Source organism: Streptomyces sp. NBC_01622 (genome assembly GCF_045209635.1).
Classification (GTDB): Bacteria; Actinomycetota; Actinomycetes; order Streptomycetales; family Streptomycetaceae; genus Streptomyces.
The window spans coordinates 488,141-504,569 of sequence record NZ_CP109293.1; the positions used below are offsets into that span (position 1 = coordinate 488,141).

General features: G+C 69.4%; 18 protein-coding genes and 1 pseudogene. 9 read left to right on the forward strand and 10 right to left on the reverse strand.

Translation table 11 applies throughout. The features are described 5' to 3' along the window. Positions 1 to 22: 22 nt before the first annotated feature. From OH768_RS02165 to OH768_RS02175, 3 genes and pseudogenes are all read right to left on the reverse strand, one after another. A complete protein-coding gene (locus OH768_RS02165) occupies positions 23 to 1,102 on the reverse strand; it encodes a YbhN family protein (RefSeq protein ID WP_406449410.1) in 1,080 nt (359 codons plus the stop codon). Positions 1,103 to 1,133: 31 nt separating this feature from the next. Next, positions 1,134 to 1,259, reverse strand: a pseudogene (locus OH768_RS02170) (extradiol ring-cleavage dioxygenase); the annotation flags it as partial. A 108-nt stretch (positions 1,260 to 1,367) separates the two neighbouring features. Continuing rightward, positions 1,368 to 2,978: an MFS transporter gene (locus tag OH768_RS02175; RefSeq protein ID WP_406449412.1), complete on the reverse strand. Its 1,611-nt coding sequence runs from the start codon at positions 2,976 to 2,978 to the stop codon at positions 1,368 to 1,370. Between the two features lie 108 nt (positions 2,979 to 3,086). Between OH768_RS02175 and OH768_RS02180 the strand changes: the two genes are divergently transcribed. Together OH768_RS02180 and OH768_RS02185 are read left to right on the forward strand one after the other, a co-directional pair. Further along, the gene (locus OH768_RS02180) at positions 3,087 to 3,695 is read left to right on the forward strand and encodes a TetR/AcrR family transcriptional regulator (RefSeq protein ID WP_406449414.1); all 609 of its coding nucleotides are present in this window, start codon (positions 3,087 to 3,089) and stop codon (positions 3,693 to 3,695) included. Then, the gene (locus OH768_RS02185; protein ID WP_406465112.1) at positions 3,692 to 4,321 is read left to right on the forward strand and encodes a DUF2993 domain-containing protein; all 630 of its coding nucleotides are present in this window, start codon (positions 3,692 to 3,694) and stop codon (positions 4,319 to 4,321) included. The genes OH768_RS02180 and OH768_RS02185 overlap by 4 nt, the downstream gene beginning before the upstream one ends. A 34-nt stretch (positions 4,322 to 4,355) precedes the next feature. On the opposite strand, the gene OH768_RS02190 is transcribed toward OH768_RS02185, so the two are convergent. The 4 genes from OH768_RS02190 to OH768_RS02205 form a co-directional block, all read right to left on the reverse strand. Further along, on the reverse strand, positions 4,356 to 5,006 hold the full coding sequence (locus OH768_RS02190; RefSeq protein WP_406449416.1) for a TetR/AcrR family transcriptional regulator: 651 nt from the start codon (positions 5,004 to 5,006) through the stop codon (positions 4,356 to 4,358). 112 nt (positions 5,007 to 5,118) lie between these two features. Then, complete coding sequence (locus tag OH768_RS02195) at positions 5,119 to 5,694, reverse strand: hypothetical protein (protein WP_406449418.1); 576 nt, start codon at positions 5,692 to 5,694, stop codon at positions 5,119 to 5,121. Between the two features lie 142 nt (positions 5,695 to 5,836). After that, positions 5,837 to 6,715, reverse strand: a complete 879-nt coding sequence (locus OH768_RS02200; protein WP_406449420.1) for an RNA polymerase sigma factor SigF — start codon at positions 6,713 to 6,715, stop codon at positions 5,837 to 5,839. A 144-nt stretch (positions 6,716 to 6,859) separates the two neighbouring features. Then, positions 6,860 to 7,672: an SAM-dependent methyltransferase gene (locus OH768_RS02205; RefSeq protein WP_406449422.1), complete on the reverse strand. Its 813-nt coding sequence runs from the start codon at positions 7,670 to 7,672 to the stop codon at positions 6,860 to 6,862. A 73-nt stretch (positions 7,673 to 7,745) separates the two neighbouring features. Between OH768_RS02205 and OH768_RS02210 the strand changes: the two genes are divergently transcribed. Then, positions 7,746 to 9,164: a PP2C family protein-serine/threonine phosphatase gene (locus tag OH768_RS02210; RefSeq protein WP_406449424.1), complete on the forward strand. Its 1,419-nt coding sequence runs from the start codon at positions 7,746 to 7,748 to the stop codon at positions 9,162 to 9,164. A gap of 39 nt (positions 9,165 to 9,203) precedes the next feature. Here OH768_RS02210 and OH768_RS02215 read toward each other — a convergent pair whose 3' ends face one another. Further along, positions 9,204 to 9,650, reverse strand: a complete 447-nt coding sequence (locus tag OH768_RS02215; protein WP_406449426.1) for an ATP-binding protein — start codon at positions 9,648 to 9,650, stop codon at positions 9,204 to 9,206. Between the two features lie 241 nt (positions 9,651 to 9,891). Here OH768_RS02215 and OH768_RS02220 point away from each other — a divergent pair, with 241 nt between their 5' ends. The 4 genes from OH768_RS02220 (at position 9,892) to OH768_RS02235 (ending at position 13,206) form a co-directional block, all read left to right on the forward strand. Next, positions 9,892 to 10,758, forward strand: coding sequence for a helix-turn-helix domain-containing protein (locus tag OH768_RS02220; RefSeq protein ID WP_406449428.1), 867 nt, complete (start codon positions 9,892 to 9,894; stop codon positions 10,756 to 10,758). Then, on the forward strand, positions 10,755 to 11,006 hold the full coding sequence (locus OH768_RS02225; RefSeq protein WP_359604158.1) for a DUF397 domain-containing protein: 252 nt from the start codon (positions 10,755 to 10,757) through the stop codon (positions 11,004 to 11,006). Before OH768_RS02220 ends, OH768_RS02225 begins: the two co-directional genes overlap by 4 nt. A gap of 85 nt (positions 11,007 to 11,091) precedes the next feature. After that, a complete protein-coding gene (locus tag OH768_RS02230; RefSeq protein ID WP_406449430.1) occupies positions 11,092 to 11,919 on the forward strand; it encodes an SAM-dependent methyltransferase in 828 nt (275 codons plus the stop codon). A gap of 243 nt (positions 11,920 to 12,162) precedes the next feature. Further along, positions 12,163 to 13,206, forward strand: coding sequence for a glycoside hydrolase family 5 protein (locus OH768_RS02235; protein WP_406449432.1), 1,044 nt, complete (start codon positions 12,163 to 12,165; stop codon positions 13,204 to 13,206). 110 nt (positions 13,207 to 13,316) lie between these two features. Here the strand turns inward: OH768_RS02235 and OH768_RS02240 are convergent, their stop codons facing one another. Then, positions 13,317 to 13,865, reverse strand: coding sequence for a S1 RNA-binding domain-containing protein (locus OH768_RS02240; protein WP_406449434.1), 549 nt, complete (start codon positions 13,863 to 13,865; stop codon positions 13,317 to 13,319). A 230-nt stretch (positions 13,866 to 14,095) separates the two neighbouring features. On the opposite strand from OH768_RS02240, the gene OH768_RS02245 reads away from it, so the two are divergent. After that, the gene (locus OH768_RS02245; RefSeq protein WP_406449436.1) at positions 14,096 to 14,932 is read left to right on the forward strand and encodes a CmcI family methyltransferase; all 837 of its coding nucleotides are present in this window, start codon (positions 14,096 to 14,098) and stop codon (positions 14,930 to 14,932) included. Positions 14,933 to 14,939: 7 nt separating this feature from the next. On the opposite strand, the gene OH768_RS02250 is transcribed toward OH768_RS02245, so the two are convergent. Then, positions 14,940 to 15,506: a nuclear transport factor 2 family protein gene (locus OH768_RS02250; protein ID WP_406449438.1), complete on the reverse strand. Its 567-nt coding sequence runs from the start codon at positions 15,504 to 15,506 to the stop codon at positions 14,940 to 14,942. An 82-nt stretch (positions 15,507 to 15,588) separates the two neighbouring features. Here OH768_RS02250 and OH768_RS02255 point away from each other — a divergent pair, with 82 nt between their 5' ends. Beyond that, on the forward strand, positions 15,589 to 16,401 hold the full coding sequence (locus OH768_RS02255; RefSeq protein ID WP_406449440.1) for an SDR family oxidoreductase: 813 nt from the start codon (positions 15,589 to 15,591) through the stop codon (positions 16,399 to 16,401). Positions 16,402 to 16,429: the final 28 nt, after the last annotated feature.

Consider the following 16,429-nt stretch of genomic DNA (forward strand, 5'->3'; position numbering starts at 1 on the left):
ATCGGCGTTTTCCGCCCCGATGTCATTGGTCGGACAGCCCCTGGACAACCGGGACAAGAGGCTCGCGGCGGTTGTGGCGGCGGATGACCAGCCACGTTATCCAGCCGACGCCGATGATGAACCCGAAGCTGATGATCCGGTAGAGCACGACCGTGGCGATGGCGGTGCTGGTCGCCACGCCACCCGTGACCAGCCCGAGGACGAGCGCGCTGTCGATGATTCCGAGTCCGCCCGGGATGATCGTGAGGGTGCCGGCGGCCATGCCCGCGCAGAAGGCCAGCAGCAGTTGGGCATTGCTGATCTGCGTGTCGCTTATGGCGTGGAAGCACAGCCACAGACAGCCCGCGTCGAGCAGCCAGTTGAGCACGGCGAAGACGGCGGCGGCGACGGCGTGCCGGGGTCGCAGCCGGGCGGTGCGGAGTTGCTCGACGAAGCCGCGGATCCGGTCGAGGCCCTGGGTCTCGGGAAGGTGCCGCAACTTGTTGACCTTGGCCAGCGCGGCCCGGGTGGCCGGTTCGACCTTCTCCGGGTGCCGGGTGATGCGCCGGATGCCGACGGTGAGCAGCAGGACGGCCAAGCCGAGGGTGACGAGGCTGTGCCACTGCAGACTGCCGTCGGAGGCGATCGCGGAGATCGCGGTGACGCCGGCCAGGGCCGCCGCGGAGAGTATGCCGGACAGCGCGATGCACCAGGAGGCGACGGCGGGCGTGGCTCCGAAGCGGCGCATCTGCTGGTAGTTGAAGTGCGTGGAGAAGGCCGGTCCGCCGGGCAGTGTGACGCTGAGCGAGTGGGCGGCGTAGGCCAGGGCGACGTGCTTCTGGATCGGCACGATCACCCCGGCCGAGCGCAGCAGCCGGCGCTGCATGCGCGCGTAGCAGCCCATGGCGGCGACCTCGGCGACGAGCGCGACGGCGAACCAGTTCAGCCGGGGTGCGCTCAGCTGTGACAGCGCGGCGGCCAACGACGGCCAGCCCAGCACCAGTTCGGTGGTGAACAGCGCGAGCAGGACCGTGATCACTACCGAGCGCAGCCAGCGTCGGGTGCGACGCGGCGCCGTGTCGGCCGGTTCGGGGGTGATGGCGGTGGTGTCCGGAGCGTGCACAGGCAGGACCGTCGATTTCGTGAAGTGAGCTTCAACCGTCGGCGATCCCGGCGCCGCTCAAGGCGGGGACGGTGTTCTCCGAGCGGACGAGGGAGCGGGCGCCGAGGCGGAACTGTGCCAGTTTATGCACCATGGCCCGGCGGACCGGAGTGTGCCCCCGTTCGTTCGTCGCGCGCGTACGCCCGTCTCCGTGCCGTACTCGTCGGCGCCGCGCGCGATCGTGCGGTGCTCCCGCTGTACGAAGGGGCCCGCATCGCACCGGAGTTCAGACGGAGTCGGCGTGCTCCTGGTCTCGGCTGGTCTCCGTCGGCTTCGGCTCCGGTTCGCCGACCGCGCGGCGGCCGGGCAGGACCGCGAGGACGATCAGCGTGCCGGCGGCCATGATGATCCCGCCGACCAGACTGGTCTGCGCGACACCGTGGGCGAAGGCCTCGTGCACGGCGTCGACCAGGGCCTGTGCCTGCTGCGGACCGGCGGACGGCGTCTTCGCGATCTCCTGGGCGACCGCCAGGCCGCCGCCGACCGAGTCCTTGGCGGTGTCCAGCGCGGCGGCGGGGAGATGGCCGCCGACCAGGTCCGTCAGCTTGTCCTTGTAGGTGGTGCCCAGCAGCGAGCCGAGGATGGCGATGCCGAGGGAGCCGCCCAGTTCCAGCGCGGTGTCGTTGGCGCCGCCGCCGACGCCGAGCTCGTTCTCCGGGAAGGAGCCCATGATCGTGTCCGTGGCCGGGGAGACGCTCAGCCCGATCGCGAAGCCGAGCAGCGTCATCGTGGGCAGGAAGTCGCCGTACGCGGAGGTCTTGTCGACCTGGGTGAGCAGGAGGACGGCCACGGTGCCCAGCACCATGCCGGTCACCACCATGGGCTTCATGCCGAGCTTGGGGGTGAGCCGTCCGGTGACCGCGGCGCCGAGGAACACGGCTCCGGCCAGCGGCAGCAGTCGTACGCCGGTCTCCAGCGCGTTGTAGCCGAGGACGAACTGCAGGAACTGCGTGGCGTAGTAGACCGCGCCGAAGGTGCCGAAGAAGAAGAACAGCACCGCCGTCATCGAGCCGCTGAAGGGGCGGTGGGCGAACTTGCGGACGTCGAGCATGGGGTGCGGGTGGCGCAGCTCCCAGGCCACGAAGGCGGGCAGTCCTACGGCGGCGACGACGGCCGCGGTGACCGGTCCCGCGCCCCACCCGAAGTGCGGGCCCTCGATGATGGCGTAGACGAGGCTGCCGACCGAGACGATGGAGAGCAGACCGCCCACGTAGTCGATGCGGAACGTCGTGTCGGCCTTGGACGGCGGGACGAGGGCCAGGGCGCCGACCACCGCGAGGACAGCGATGGGGACGTTGATCAGGAACGTGGAGCCCCACGCGTGGTCCTTGAGCAGCCACCCCGCGACCAGCGGGCCGACGGCGATGGCGAGGCCCGAGGTGGCGGTCCAGGCGGTGATGGCCCGCGCCCGCTCGCGCTTCGGGAAGATCGCGACCAGCAGGGACAGCGTGGCCGGCATGACCACGGCCGCGCCCACTCCCATGATCGCGCGGGCCGCGATGACGAGGCCGGTCTCGTGGACGAGGCTGCCCACCACCGACCCGCCGGCGAAGATCACCAGGCCGGTGACGAGGGCGCCGCGGCGGCTGTATTTGTCACCGATCGAGCCCAGCACGAGCATCAGCGCGGCGTACGGGACGGTGTAGCCGTCGATGACCCACTGCAGATCGCTGCTGCTCAGGCCGAGGTCAGTGGTCATGTCGGGTGCGGCCACGATCAGTGAGGTGTTCGCCATGACCACGATCAGCAGGCTCAGGCACAGCACGATCAGGGCGGACCGGCGGCGCGCGTAGGGCCCGGCCATCCGGTCGACGGGGGTGGTGACGAAGAGCGGCATCGGGGACTCCTGGGGACGCATTAATTGCTCACCGATGTGCAGACTATTTTATTGCCCATCGATGTGCAACTATGCCGTGACGAGCCAGCCCCTCCAGGAGGTGTCGACGTGATCAGCCGCAGCAGCGCCAGGGCACAGGCCACCCGCGCCCGCATCCTGGAAGCGGCCCTGCGGGAACTGGGCCGCGACCCCGACTGCAGCCTCGGTGACATCGCCGGGGCGGCCGGCGTGGCCCGGCGCACCGTCTACGGGCACTTCACCGGGCGGGCCGCGCTCGTCCAGGACCTCGCCGCGGACGCCGGGGAGGCGGTACGGCGGGTGAGCGCCGCCACCCGGGCGCCGACGCCGGACGCCGTGACCGCGCCGGCCCGCTTCGTCCTGGCCCTGTGGCCGGTCGGCGACCGCTACCGCACGCTCCTCGGACTCGCCCACCACGACCTCGGCCCCGACGCGAGCGACGCGCTCCTCCGCCCGGCCCGCGAGACCGTCATCGGGATCCTCACCCAGGGCCAACAGCAGGGCGTCTTCCACACCGCCGTCCCGCCGGGCCCGCTCAACAGAGCCCTGGAGGCACAGATGCCGGCGCTGCTGGAATGCGTCAACTCCGGCCTCTGGAACGACGACGGCACGGCAGCCGCCACCGCCGCCCTCATCGCCGCGGGCGTCGGACGCGACAGCGCCGCCGCCACGGTTCACCACCTGCGACCGTCCCACTGAAACAGACCTCACGCACCAACACCCGCACGACTACGCGGACTTCACGTCCGGGGGTGCCGGAGGTCCATGTCCGGGGCTTCCCCGTGCTGACCCAGCTGGCCGCCGGCACTCTACGGAACGTGGACATCACCGCACACGACATACCGGCGAGCGACACCACCGGCCCGCTTCCGGTGAGCCAACTCTCGCTCCGTCTGGCGGGGTTGAGGACGTCCGACGACGACAGGGAGGCGCTGGCCCGCTCGGCGAAGGGGACCACCCTGCTGTCCTACCCGGACGTGTCCGACGCCCTCGGACTGGAAATCTCCCAGGGCTCGAGCCCCGACCAGGTACGCGCGAAGGTCCTGCTCGCTCCCGGCACAGACGTCACCGTTGCCGCGACCGTCTCGGTGCTGTCCGGCAACCGCATCGCCTTCAAGAACTTCCAGGTCACCGGCGGCCTGCTGCCCGACGTGGGGCGAGCGGCGCTCACCACTGTCTTCGAGCGGCCGATACGGCTGCGGAACATCCCCGAGGGACTGCGACTGCGGTCCGTCACCACGACGGAGAGCGGGCTCGGTGCCCGGCTGTCGGGCGAGTCGGTCACCTTCCGGTCCGACGACAGCGCGGGGAGCGGTTCGGCGTGAGCCGACTCGCCGTGCGGGGAGGGTGGTTGAGGGCTCAGTCGTCCGTGACCGTGCGAGCCGCCGCGGCCGCGATCTCGTCCACCACGTCACGCGCCTGCTTCTCCGGGACCCCGGTCGCGATCAGCGCGGCGACGGCCGCGTGCGTACCGTCGTCCTCCAGCTCGCCGGTGTTGAGCTCTTCGAGCAGCGCGATCGTCAGGGCCTCAAGTCCGGCGCTCAGTACGGCGGGAGGCAGCTGAGTATGGAAGACGCCGTCGCGCTGACCGCGGTCCAGGATGGTCGTGGCGGCACGGCGGGCCGGCGCCAGGACCTCGGCCACCCGCTCGACACCCAGGTCGCGGCGAGCCAGGGCCAGCAGCAGCCGGTAGCGGTCGCCCACGGTCCACATCGACAGGACGAAGCGCGCGAACGCCCGGTCGGCCGACTCCCGCTCCGCGGGTTCCGGGTCGGCGGGCAGCGCGGCCTTCAGCGCGTCCGCGGCCTCCTCGGCCAGCGCCTCCAACAGCGCCTCCCGGCCGGGGAAGTGCCCGAACAGCGTGCGCCGCACCACACCGGAGGCACGGGCGAGTTCCTCCAGGGTGATGTCCGGGTTCCGGCCGAGTTCCCGGCGGGCCGTGGCCAGGATGCGTTCCCGGTTGGAGCGCGCGTTGCTTCGCTGGAGGACTCGGGCCGGGGGCTTGGTCACGGACAACCTCGGTGCGGTGCGGGAACGACGGAGCAGGGGCGAACGGTACATCCAGTCTGGCACGGTCCGGCGGCCGTACGGCGCGCCGCTGCACGGTGTTCCGGCCGTCCGCTCAGTAGGGCCGAAGGTAACGGTCGAGCCGGGAACGCGCCCTGTTCACGCTGAGTCCCAGTGCCTTGCCGAGTGCCTCGCCCGACATGTCGTCGGCCCGGACCCCGTACGCGGCCTCCCTGCCGACCCGGCCCGCCATGCGTTCCAGCATGGCCACCGCCTTCACGGCGGCCACCGGCGCCGTCTCCGCGAGCGCGTCGAGCCGTTCCTCCAACTGCTCCATCAGATCGGAGAGTTCCTCCGGGAGCGGGACCGTACGGCGTTCGACCGCGCTGATGTGCTCCCACCAGTCCTCGTACGCGTCGGACGTGTCCAGGTCGTCCAGGTCGTGGTCCTCCACCTGGTCCCAGTCGATGGGATGGCTCTCGCCACGCCAGCCGCACGCACAGGAGGCCCGCCAGGCCGCCGCCTTGGGGCGGCCCAGCCAGCCGTTGTACGCCCACCACTCGCGCGTCTGGCATCCGTTGGTGCCACTGCCCACGTCCAGATACACGGGTTTGGGCTCACTGCCGTCGGCGAGGGTCGCCCCCACGATGCCCTCGTGGGACTCCCCGAACACCTCACTCCGCCACGCCACAACTCCCCCTTCCGGCAACCCTGTCACGACCGGACCGGCACCCTGGGTGCCGGTCCGGTCACAGTACGAGAGTCCCGCGGAACGGACGTCCAGGGAGGGCGATTTCACCCAACGGACCGGATTGTCGGGCAGGACGGTCCCGTCAGGCGACCGCGGGATCGAGCAGCCCCGCGCGCAGGCGCCGGAGCATACGGCTGATGAGGCGGGACACGTGCATCTGGGAGACGCCGAGTTCCTCGCCGATCTCGGCCTGGGTGCGCTCCTCGACGTAGCGCATGTGGATGATCTTCCGCTCCCGCTCGTCGAGTTGGGCGATCAGGGGGGCCAAGGAGCTGAGGTCGTCGACCAGTTCGAGACCCGGGTCGTGCGCGCCGATGACGTCGGCGAGCACGGTCTCGCCCTCGGTGCCGGCGTCGCAGCTGAGCGCGGCGTCGAGCGAGGAGGAGGTGTAGCCGTTGGACGCCTTGCGGGCCTCGATGACCTCTTCCTCGGTCAGGCACATCAGCTCGGACAGTTCCCGGGTGGTGGGCGTACGGCCGAGGCGGGAGCGGAGTTCCTCGGTCGCCTTGGCGAGCTCGACGCGGGCCTCCTGCAGCCGGCGCGGCACATGGACGGCCCAGCTGGTGTCGCGGAAGAAGCGCTTGATCTCGCCGACGATGTAGGGGACGGCGAACGAGGTGAACTCGACCTGACGGGAGAGTTCGAAGCGGTCGATCGCCTTGATGAGTCCGATCGTGCCGACCTGGACGATGTCCTCCATCTCGTTGTTGCTGCGGCTGCGGAAGCGGGCCGCCGCGTAGCGCACGAGGGAGAGGTTCATCTCGATCAGGGTGTTGCGCACGTACTGGAACTCGTGGGTGCCCTCCTCCAGCGAGGTCAGCCGGTCGAAGAACTGGCGCGACAGCTCACGCGCGTCCTTCGGGCTCACCTTCGACGGCTCCGCGATCAACGGGAGCGACTCCTCGGCCGCCACCCGCCGCCCTGCCGTGGCCGGTGCCTTCGCTGCCGTCACGGCTCCCATAACGCCCACCCCATTCGTTCGAACGAACTACCGACAAGAGCCCCTTGCCCCGGTTCGCACGTCTCACTCCCCCTCGTTCGGTCAAATCCGGGGCGGACACCTGGCCTTCGGTACGGAACATGGCCCGGCGGCTCGCGCGCTCCCTCACGCGCCCTTGCGGCCGACGCCCGCGTAGACCCAGTACTCCGACGGGTTCTCCGGGATCTCGTCCTCGGCGTCCGGGCGCCACAGGGGGACGTAGGTCAGACCGGGTTCGACGAGGTCGAAGCCGTCGAACAGGCCCAGGATCTCGTCGTGGGAACGGGCGGTGACGGGCGAGGTGGCCTTCGAGCGGTACAACTGGCCGACGGCCGCGGCGGTGTCCGGGCGGTCCTGGTTGGTGGCGTGGCTCAGCGCCAGCCAGCTGCCGTCGGGCAGCGCGTCGCGGAACGCGGCGACGATGCCGGCCGGGTCCTCCGCGGGCGTGATGAAGTGCAGGATCGTGATCATCAGGACGGCGACCGGTTGCTCGAAGTCGATCAACTTCCTTACCTGCGGGGCGGACAGGACCTCGGCCGGCCGCCGGATGTCGCCGTCGACGATGTCCGCGTCAGGGTTGTCGGCGAGGAGGGAGGTACTGTGCGCCACGGCCACCGGGTCGTTGTCGACGTAGACCACGCGGGCGCCGGGGCCGGCCGCCTGCGCGACCTCGTGGACGTTGCCCTGGGTGGGGATGCCCGAGCCGAGGTCGATGAACTGCCGTACTCCGGAGGCGACCAGGAAACGCACGGCCCGGCCGAGGAAGTCGCGGTTGGCCCGGGCCAGGGTGCGCACCTGGGGGTCGATCGCCGTGAACGCCGCCAACGCCTCGCGGTCTATGGCGAAATTGTGCTCGCCGCCCAGCATCGCGTCGTACATTCGGGCGACGCTCGCCTTGTCCGGATCGATCCCCTGCGGCAGACCTCCACTACCCGGCACTGCAACTCCTCTTCGCCCGAAGATCCTTGACGAGTCATCATATGATTGCCGTCGAACGCGCGGCAGACACCGCATGCCCCACGCCACGCGGCCGGTCCCCACCCGGAAAGGCACGACCCTGCGGAACGAACCGCTCAGTCACCACGGTGACGCACTCCCTGCCGGGCCCCCACGCCGCAGACAGGTCTTCGCCCCCGCCGCGGACGTGATCGGCTCGGAGCTCGATCTGCGGCTGACCGGCACCCACGTCGTGCACGCGCTGACACCGGGGTTCTGCGACGCGGCGTCGGTGTATCTGCTGGAGCGGTGGGTGCTGGAGGAGAACGCGACGCCTTCCGTGGATCCGGCCCAGATCGAGGCGCGCAGGCTGGCGGTGCGGGTGGGCACGGAGGCGCAGGAGACCTGGGACGGTGTGCTGCCGGTCGGTGAGGTGATCGTCTTCCCGCGCGAGACGCCGTACGCGCGCGCCCTCGCCACCGGGCACACCCAGGTGCTCGACGGGGTGGACACGCACACCTCGCAGCGGCTGCTTGCCTCCGCGGGCGGGGACGCGCAGCGCATAGACGATCTGCTGCGGACGGCGTCCTTCCTCGTGGTGCCGCTCCACCTGCGCGGCGCCGTCATCGGTTTCATCGCCTGCACCCGCGGCCCGCAGCGGGAACCGTTCCTGCCCGGCGAGGCCGTGGCCGTGGAGTCGCTGGCGGCCCGGGCCGGGGTGGCCCTGGACAACGCGCGCCGCTACGAACGCGAGCGCCGCACCGCGCTGGCCATCCGCAACAGCCTGCTCCCGGACCCGGCCCGGCAGTTCCCCGGCTGCCGTATCGCCCACGGCTATCTCCCCGCCGGACAGGGCAACATCATCGGCGGCGACTGGTTCGACGTACTGCCACGCCCCGGCGGCCGGGTCGGCCTGGTCGTCGGCGACGCGATGGGACACGGCCCCGACTCCGCCGTCGCCATGATCCAACTGCGCACGGCCGTACGCACGTTGGCCCGGCTCGACATGGAACCGGCCGAACTCATGCGCCGCCTCGACGAGTTGGCCTACGACACCCCGGGCGCGTCCTTCGCCACCTGCATCTACGCCGAGTGGGACGCGGCGTCGCACACCTGCACCCTGGTCGGCGCCGGGCACCCTCCCCCACTGCTGCGCGGACCCGAGGGGCCGGCCGCACCCGTCGTCCTCGCCAGCGCGGGACTGCCGCTGGGACTCGGCACCGGCAACTACGAGCCCACGGTGCTGACCGTCTCCGAGCCGTCCCTGCTCCTGCTCTACAGCGACGGACTGGTGGAGTCCCGGCACTCCGACATCGACCAGGAGATCGCCCGGCTGGCCTCGGCCCTCGACAAGGCCGCCGCCGAACCCGCGCCGCCCGGCAGCCCCGACGCGTTCCCCGCGCTGTGCGAGCGGCTGCTCCGCTCCCCCGGCGCGGCGCCCGGAGCCGACGACCGCACGCTGCTGCTGGCCGAGTTGACGCCCGCGACCACCTGAACAGGCCGCGGGCGTCCTCGCCCCCTGCATCGCCCGGGATCAGCGCCCGGTCGGCAGCATGGCCCACACGGCCTTGCCGCCGGTGAGCGCCGACCGGTCGACCCCCCAGGTGTCCGCGAGAGCCTGCACGATGAACAGCCCGCGCCCGCTCTCGTCGTCGGCACACGGCTCGCAGCGGGAGAGCCCGCCTCCGGTGTAGTCGTGGTCGTGCACCTCGATGCGCAGACAGCGGTCGTCGACGATCCCGACCCCGCACAGGAGCCGCGCGCTGGGGGTGTGGCACACGCCATTGGTGGCCAACTCCGAGACAAGGAGCACCGCGTCGTCACGCACGCTCTCGGGCAGGCCCCACTTGGCCAGTTGCGCGCCCATGACATGGCGGGCGACCCGGACGCCGGAGCGGTGCGCAGGAAGTTCCAGCCAGTGCGCCAAGTCGGGGCTGGCGACGTCTAAAAGCTGCGGGGAGGGAGTCGTGTGGGGGGACACGGTGGTTCGCCTTCCATCGGGGGCGTGCGCAGGCGGGAGAGCACGAGTCGTCGGCAACAGGCGTGCCGGAATTGGGGTGTTCCGGCGGGGGGCCTAGATCACTGACACAAGTAACTATGCCCATAGGTCAGTTCAAGCTGCAACCGGCTCCCTGATAATTACAGAACGCCGAATTCTGTCTGGCGGCATCAGCAAGTCGCTGTCAGACTGGCGCCGGTGACAGTCCCTCAGGAGGTTGGGCGTGAGCGAAGCTCGTTCGGGCGCCGGTGCACCCACGGTCCTGCGCATGATCCTGGGCCGACGGCTGCAGGACCGGCGGCAGGACGCGGGCGTGTCTCTGGAGGACGCCGCCAGGGCCCTGCGGGTCACGTCCCTGACCATCCGCCGCCTGGAGAAGGCCGAGGTCGGCCTCAAGCCGCTCTACGTCGAGAAGCTGCTGGAGACCTACGGCGCCGACCGGCAGGAGATCGAGGAGTTCGTCACCCTCGCCGAGCGCGCCAACCGGCCCGGCTGGTGGCACGACTTCCGGGATGTGCTGCCCGGCTGGTTCACCGCCTATGTGAGCCTGGAGACCGGCGCCAAGACCCTGCGCACCTATGAACCCCACTACGTCACGGGACTCCTCCAGACGTACGACTACGCGCGTGCCGTACTGAGCGGCGGCTTCCCGAACGACAACGACGAAGACCTTGAACGGCGGGTGCAGTTACGTCTGCGCCGCCAGAGTCTGCTGGAGAGGCCGGACTCGCCCACGCTGTGGGCGGTGCTGGAAGAAGCCGTGCTCCACCGGGTGGTGGGCGGTCCCGCGGTCATGCGGGACCAGATAGACCGGCTCCTCGAGGTCTCGGAACTGGACCACGTCAGTGTCGACATCGTCCCGTTCTCGGCGGGTGCCCACGTGGGGGCGTGCGCACCCTTCACCTATTTCCGGTTCGAGGAGCCGGAGCTGCCCGACGTCGTCTACAGCGAGATCCTCTCCGCCTCCATGTATCTGGACCAGCGATCCGACGTCGCGGCCCATCTGGAGGCGCACAACAGGATGTCGCTGCTGACCTCGTCCGCGGACAGCAAGGCGCTCTTGAACCGCATGCGCAAGGAGTACTCATGACCACCACCGACAACACGGTCTACAACGGGATGCCCGCGTCGAACCTCGGCGAGCAGGGCTGGGAATGCCCCTGGAGCGGTCCCAACGGCGGTCAGTGCGTGGAGACCAAGCAACTCGCCGACGGCCGCATCGCGCTGCGCCAGTCGACCGACCCCGCAGGACCCGCGCTGATCTACACGCCGCAGGAGATGGCCGCGTTCGTCGCCGGGGTCAAGCGCGGCCTGGCCGACCATCTGATGGCCGGCTGAACCAGAACCACGGGCGTGAGGAACTGGAGCCGGCCCGGCTGCGACCTGCCCGAGACGCCGATGCACACCACTTGAGAGGGACAGCATGACCAACCCCCACGCCGCGCGGGACATCGACACCAGCAGGCCGCACTCCGCCCGCATGTACGACTACTACCTGGGCGGCAAGGACCACTTCGAGGTCGACAAGCAGGCGGCCGAGACGGTCGCGGCGGCCTACCCGGCCATCTTCGTCTGCGCCCGCGAGAACCGTGCGTTCATGCACCGGGCCACCCGCGTCCTGGCCCGGGAGCACGGCATCCGGCAGTGGCTCGACATCGGCACCGGCATCCCCACCGAACCGAACCTGCACCAGGTCGCCCAGTCCGTGGTCCCCGAGGCCCGGGTGGTCTACGCCGACAACGACCCGCTGGTCCTCAAGTACGCCGAGCGGCTGATGCGCAGCACCCGGCAGGGCCGCACCACCTATGTGCAGGCGGACGTCAACGACCCCGAGACGCTCCTCAACGCCCCGGAACTGGCCGAGGTACTGGACCTCGACCAGCCGGTCGCGCTCTCCCTCAACGCGCTCCTGCACTTCGTCACCGACGCCCAGGACCCGTACGGGCTCGTGGAGCGCCTGCTGTCGGTTCTCCCCTCGGGCAGCGCCCTGGCCGTAAGCCACTGCACGCCCGACTTCGACCCCGCCACCTGGGAGAAGGTGACGTCGATCTACACCAACGCCGGGACACCGGTGCAGTTCCGGTCCCAGAAGGACGTCTCCCGTTTCTTCACCGGGCTCGACCTGCTCGAACCCGGTATCGCGGTCGGCCACCGCTGGCGCCCCGACGCGGCCGACGAGGACGCCGTCACGGCGGAGCCGCCCACGGACGCCGAGGTCAGCCTGTGGACCGGGGTGGGCATCAAGCCGTAGCGCCGTCGTAGGACACCAACGACGTTACGTGCGGGAAACCTTGACGATGGCGGTGCCGGATGCCACGATTCCGGCGCCGCCATGTTTGCGTAAACATCTCCCTCCACTCCCTCACGCCGAGCCCACCGGGTCCGGAGACGGCGAGCCGACATCCCCGTCCCGCCCGGTACCTGTTCCAACGGCCGCTCAGCCGCGCGCGGGCCCCGCCATGCGCCGAGTCGCCATTCCTGAAAGGGCAAGTCGATGCGCACCAACCCCGCCAGAACCCGTCTGCGGGCCACCTTCGTGGCCGTCGCGATCGCCGCGGTCACCGGCACCACGCTGGCCGGCAGCCCCGCCTCCGCCGCGCCGAGCACGAACACGTCCCAGTTCCAGGGCGTCAACTGGGCCGACCCGCGCGACAATTACGCCGACGACCCGGTCGTCCTGTCCGGCCTGTCGCTCACCGACACCTACGCCCAGACGTACACGAAGGCGAGCCGTGTCATCGCGGCGTTCCGCGCCAACCTCGGCGCCAACACGGTGCGGCTGCCCATCAACCCGTACACGGTGAACGGCAGTTACTGGAAGTCGTATCGCGGTGTCATCGACGCGGCGACGGCGCAGGGCTTCAAGGTCATCGTGTCGTACTGGGAGGGGACGGGCGCCAACAAGGACGGCTTCATCGACGACCCCGCCACGTACTGGCCCATGTGGGACACCGTGGTCAAGGCCTACCAGCACAACGAGCGCGTCTACTTCGAGCCGATGAACGAGCCCCACGGCTACACCGACGCCGAGTGGGCCGACCTCGCCGCCAAGTGGCTCGACACCTACTCCCGGGTGCCGCGCAACCGGGTCTTCGTGAGCGGCGCCGGCTACAACGACCACGTCACCACGGTCTGCGCCGACCCGCGCCTGAAGGGCACCTACCTCTCCCTGCACCACTACGGCTTCTGGAAGGACTACGCCACCTACGACCAGTGGGTGAGCGACCTCAAGGTACGCCTCGGCGACTGCGCGAACCGCACGGTGGCCGACGAGTTCGGCGCCCCGATGACCACGGGCCTGAACTACAACGTGCCCACTCCCGACGACAATTCGGTCAACTTCATCCAGGCCGACACCGACACCTTCCGCAAGCTCGGCATGGGCTCCGTCTACTGGCCCGGCCTGCGCACCGACGACACGTACTCGATCCAGAAGCTCGTCGGCGACGCGGCCCGCCCCTGGCTGGCCACGACCAACCAGTCCGGCGCGGACCGCCTCGCCTGGGCGTGGGGTCGGGGGCGACCGGTCAAGTCCTGAGGCTACGGCCCAGGCGGGTGGCGTGATCCGTGTCCGCGAGGTGGCGGGCGGGGGCGGATCGCGGCACCCGGTTCATGCCGAACGGCTCGGTGGCGTAGGGAAGTTCACGGTCAGCGTGCTGGGGACAGCGCCACCCTGCGCCACTCCCGGTCGATTTCGGTGACGACGACCGCGAGCTCGTCGCCCACTTGAGGGATGCTCTCCGCCGTCTCCACGGGCATCCCGGCGAACTCCCGTAGAGGGACCAGTCCTTCAATGCCGTCGGCGACCCTGACGAAGACACCGAACGGGACCACCTTGGTGACCTGTCCCCGCAGTGTTTGCCCCACCGTGACCCCTTCGACGAACACCTCGAAGGGGTCCGGCTGCATTGCTCTCAAGGACAGCCGTGCCTCTCCGTTCCAGTCGTCGAACTGGAGGAACTCGCACGAGACGCGCTGTCCGACCCGAACGACGTCGGACACCGCGTCGATGTGACGCCATGACAGTTCGGGGATCGTGATGAACCCGACGCCGGGGAAGACCGGGTGGTCGGGGCCGTCGTCCAGCGACACGAACACGCCGAACCGCTCGATCGCGGCGACCGTCTCGGACAGAATCTCACCGGGGCGAAGTGAGGTCAGGAACGCCCAGAGTTCCGGGTTCTCGGCAGTGGTCATCACCAGCCGCACCCGGCCCTCGTCCAGCAGATGTCCCCCATGTGGATCCCTGCCAGGAATCCCCTGGCCGCCTGATCGTCCGCCGCTGCCCCCATGCCGTACAGCCTCTCACGGTGATCCCTCTCGCACACCGGTATCGTCACCTCATGGGCAAGAATAATTGCCTCCAAGGCTCGGATCATCTACGGGAAACCTTCTCCGCCGACACTAAGCGGTGGTAGGTTCTCCGCTTGCTGGGCGCCAGCCGGAACGCGCATTCCCGCTTGCCCTTCCCCCCGGAACCACAGATGGGAAAAGCAATGACCGACCAGGAGTCAGCCGTCCTTCCGCCCTACGTCGACGACCCCGAATTACTTCCGCCCGGAGTGGAGGCCCCGGCCGAGGGGAGCCTGCTGACCTACTGGCAGGATCGCGTGGGCCAGCATGTGCATGATTCGTACGCAGGCGTCCGTTTCATGAAATTCCCCGAGGACCTGCGGATGTTCGAGCATCTACTGTGGCTTTCCCGGGCGCGGGTGGTCGTGGAACTCGGCACCCATTCAGGAGGCTCGGCGCTGTGGTTCCGGGATCGACTGCGGACAATGGCCGCCTACGGTCTGACCCCCCAGGACATCCGCGTGATCTCCGTCGACCTCTCCCAGAAGAACACGCATGACGTCCTGGCCGCCGCCGACAGCCATTACGCCGAGCACATCACCCTGCTGGAAGGCGACATCCTGGATCAGGACACCAGTTTCGAAGTCGCCGAGCACATTCCGCAGGGCGCACGCTGTCTCGTCGTAGAAGACACCCGACACGCCTACGAGACCACCCACGCGGCACTGCGCCACTACTCCCGGTTCGTCCCCGACGAAGGCTTCTTCGTGGTCGAGGACGGTCTCATAGATTCTCCGGAACTGTGCGTGCACATAAAGCCCCCGGGCGAGACCGGTGGAGTCGTGTCGGCGGTGCGCGACTGGCTGGCCGGCGATCAGGGGCGGTTCTTCCAGGACAGGCCGGACCTGAACAGATACGGCATTTCCTGCCGCAACATGTGGCTGCGCCGCAAAAGCGGTCACAGCCTCTGATTGACGGTCAGTCCTCCCCTGCCTTGACGGCGGCGACCTCCCGCATTTCCGTGATCCTGCCGTCGAGGACGGTGAAGATCGACGTCACCCGGAACCCCTCCCGCCCGGCCTCCCCGGCGATGACGGCGTGTTCGCCGTCTCGCGTACGGATCAGGATGTCGTGCTCGATGACGACCCTGTCCCCCGATTCCAGGTACGTGTAGTACGGCTGACGGACCTCCACCTTCTCGTACAGCTCGGGAAAGGCTTCGAAGTGCTTCCGCAGCGCCTCGATACCGGCCGCCTTGACCCGACCGAAGGTGACGATCCGCCCGTCGTCCGCCCAGTAGCGGTGAATCTCGTCGACAGCACTGCCCTTTTCGACATCACACAGGCCTGAGACCCACGTGTACATACCGTGGAAAAGATCCCGATAGCGCTCAGTCGTATCCATGGCCGCAGAGCGATCCTTTCGTCCCGAAAACAATTCCGACTCCTGCCGCAGGACAGGACGGGCAGGGCCGACGATCATCTTGGTCGCCGCACAAGAACCGTAACGTGCCCCTTGGTCGCCGCACAAGGGGCGCGTCGCCATGGGTTGACATCTTGGTCGCCGACCAAGTTCACTGATCCTGTTCTTGTTGGTCAGCGAACAAGAGAGTGAGCGAGGGAAAATCATGCCGAAGACGTGGTTCATCACCGGAGCCTCGAAGGGGTTCGGCCTGGAATGGGCGGAAGCCGCGCTCGAACGCGGCGACCAGGTCGCCGTGACCAGCCGCTCGGAGTCCGCGTTCGACGACCTGGTCGCGAAGTACGGTGACGCGGTGCTGCCACTGCAACTCGACGTCGCCGACCGCGCGGCGGCGTTCGAAGCCGTGCAGGAGGCGGTCGACAAGTTCGGTGGCCTCGACGTCGTCATCAACAACGCGGGCTACGGCCTGTTCGGCATGTCGGAGGAGGTGACCGAGCAACAGGCCCGCGAGCAGATCGAGGTCAATCTGTTCGGCGCGCTCTGGGTCACCCAGGCGGTGCTGCCACACCTGCGCGCCCGCGGATCGGGCCACATCATCCAGGTGTCGTCCATCGGCGGCGTCGTCTCCCTGCCCGGACTGGGCCTCTACCACGCGTCCAAGTTCGCCCTGGAGGGCTTCACCGCGAGCCTCGCCGCCGAGGTGAAGGACTTCGGCATCAAGGTCACCCTGGTCGAACCCGCCGGCTACGCCACCGGATGGGCCGGCCCCTCCGCGGTACAGGCCCAACACCTGCCCGCCTACGACGACTTCCGCGCCGCCATGACGCGGATCTCCGCGCGGCGCGGCGATCCAGGTGCGACGCGAGCCGCGATCCTCACCGTGGTCGACGCGGAACAGCCGCCACTGCGGATCTTCTTCGGTGAAGGTCCCCTGGAAATGGTCACCAAGGAGTACCAGGCGCGGCTGGACGAATGGCGGAAGTGGGACGACGTCTCGAAGATGGCGTTCGGAGCCTGAAGGGTGTCGCACAAAGCCGTGTGCTGAG

Excerpts from the sequence above, each read along its gene's own strand:
- OH768_RS02175 (WP_406449412.1), bottom strand. The coding sequence starts at position 2,978 with ATGCCGCTCTTCGTCACCACCCCCGTCGACCGGATGGCCGGGCCCTAC.
- OH768_RS02200 (WP_406449420.1), bottom strand. The coding sequence starts at position 6,715 with ATGGGAGCCGTGACGGCAGCGAAGGCACCGGCCACGGCAGGGCGGCGG.
- OH768_RS02210 (WP_406449424.1), top strand. The coding sequence starts at position 7,746 with ATGCCCCACGCCACGCGGCCGGTCCCCACCCGGAAAGGCACGACCCTG.
- OH768_RS02225 (WP_359604158.1), top strand. The coding sequence starts at position 10,755 with ATGACCACCACCGACAACACGGTCTACAACGGGATGCCCGCGTCGAAC.
- OH768_RS02230 (WP_406449430.1), top strand. The coding sequence starts at position 11,092 with ATGACCAACCCCCACGCCGCGCGGGACATCGACACCAGCAGGCCGCAC.
- OH768_RS02235 (WP_406449432.1), top strand. The coding sequence starts at position 12,163 with ATGCGCACCAACCCCGCCAGAACCCGTCTGCGGGCCACCTTCGTGGCC.
- OH768_RS02240 (WP_406449434.1), bottom strand. The coding sequence starts at position 13,865 with ATGACCACTGCCGAGAACCCGGAACTCTGGGCGTTCCTGACCTCACTT.
- OH768_RS02250 (WP_406449438.1), bottom strand. The coding sequence starts at position 15,506 with ATGGCGACGCGCCCCTTGTGCGGCGACCAAGGGGCACGTTACGGTTCT.
- OH768_RS02255 (WP_406449440.1), top strand. The coding sequence starts at position 15,589 with ATGCCGAAGACGTGGTTCATCACCGGAGCCTCGAAGGGGTTCGGCCTG.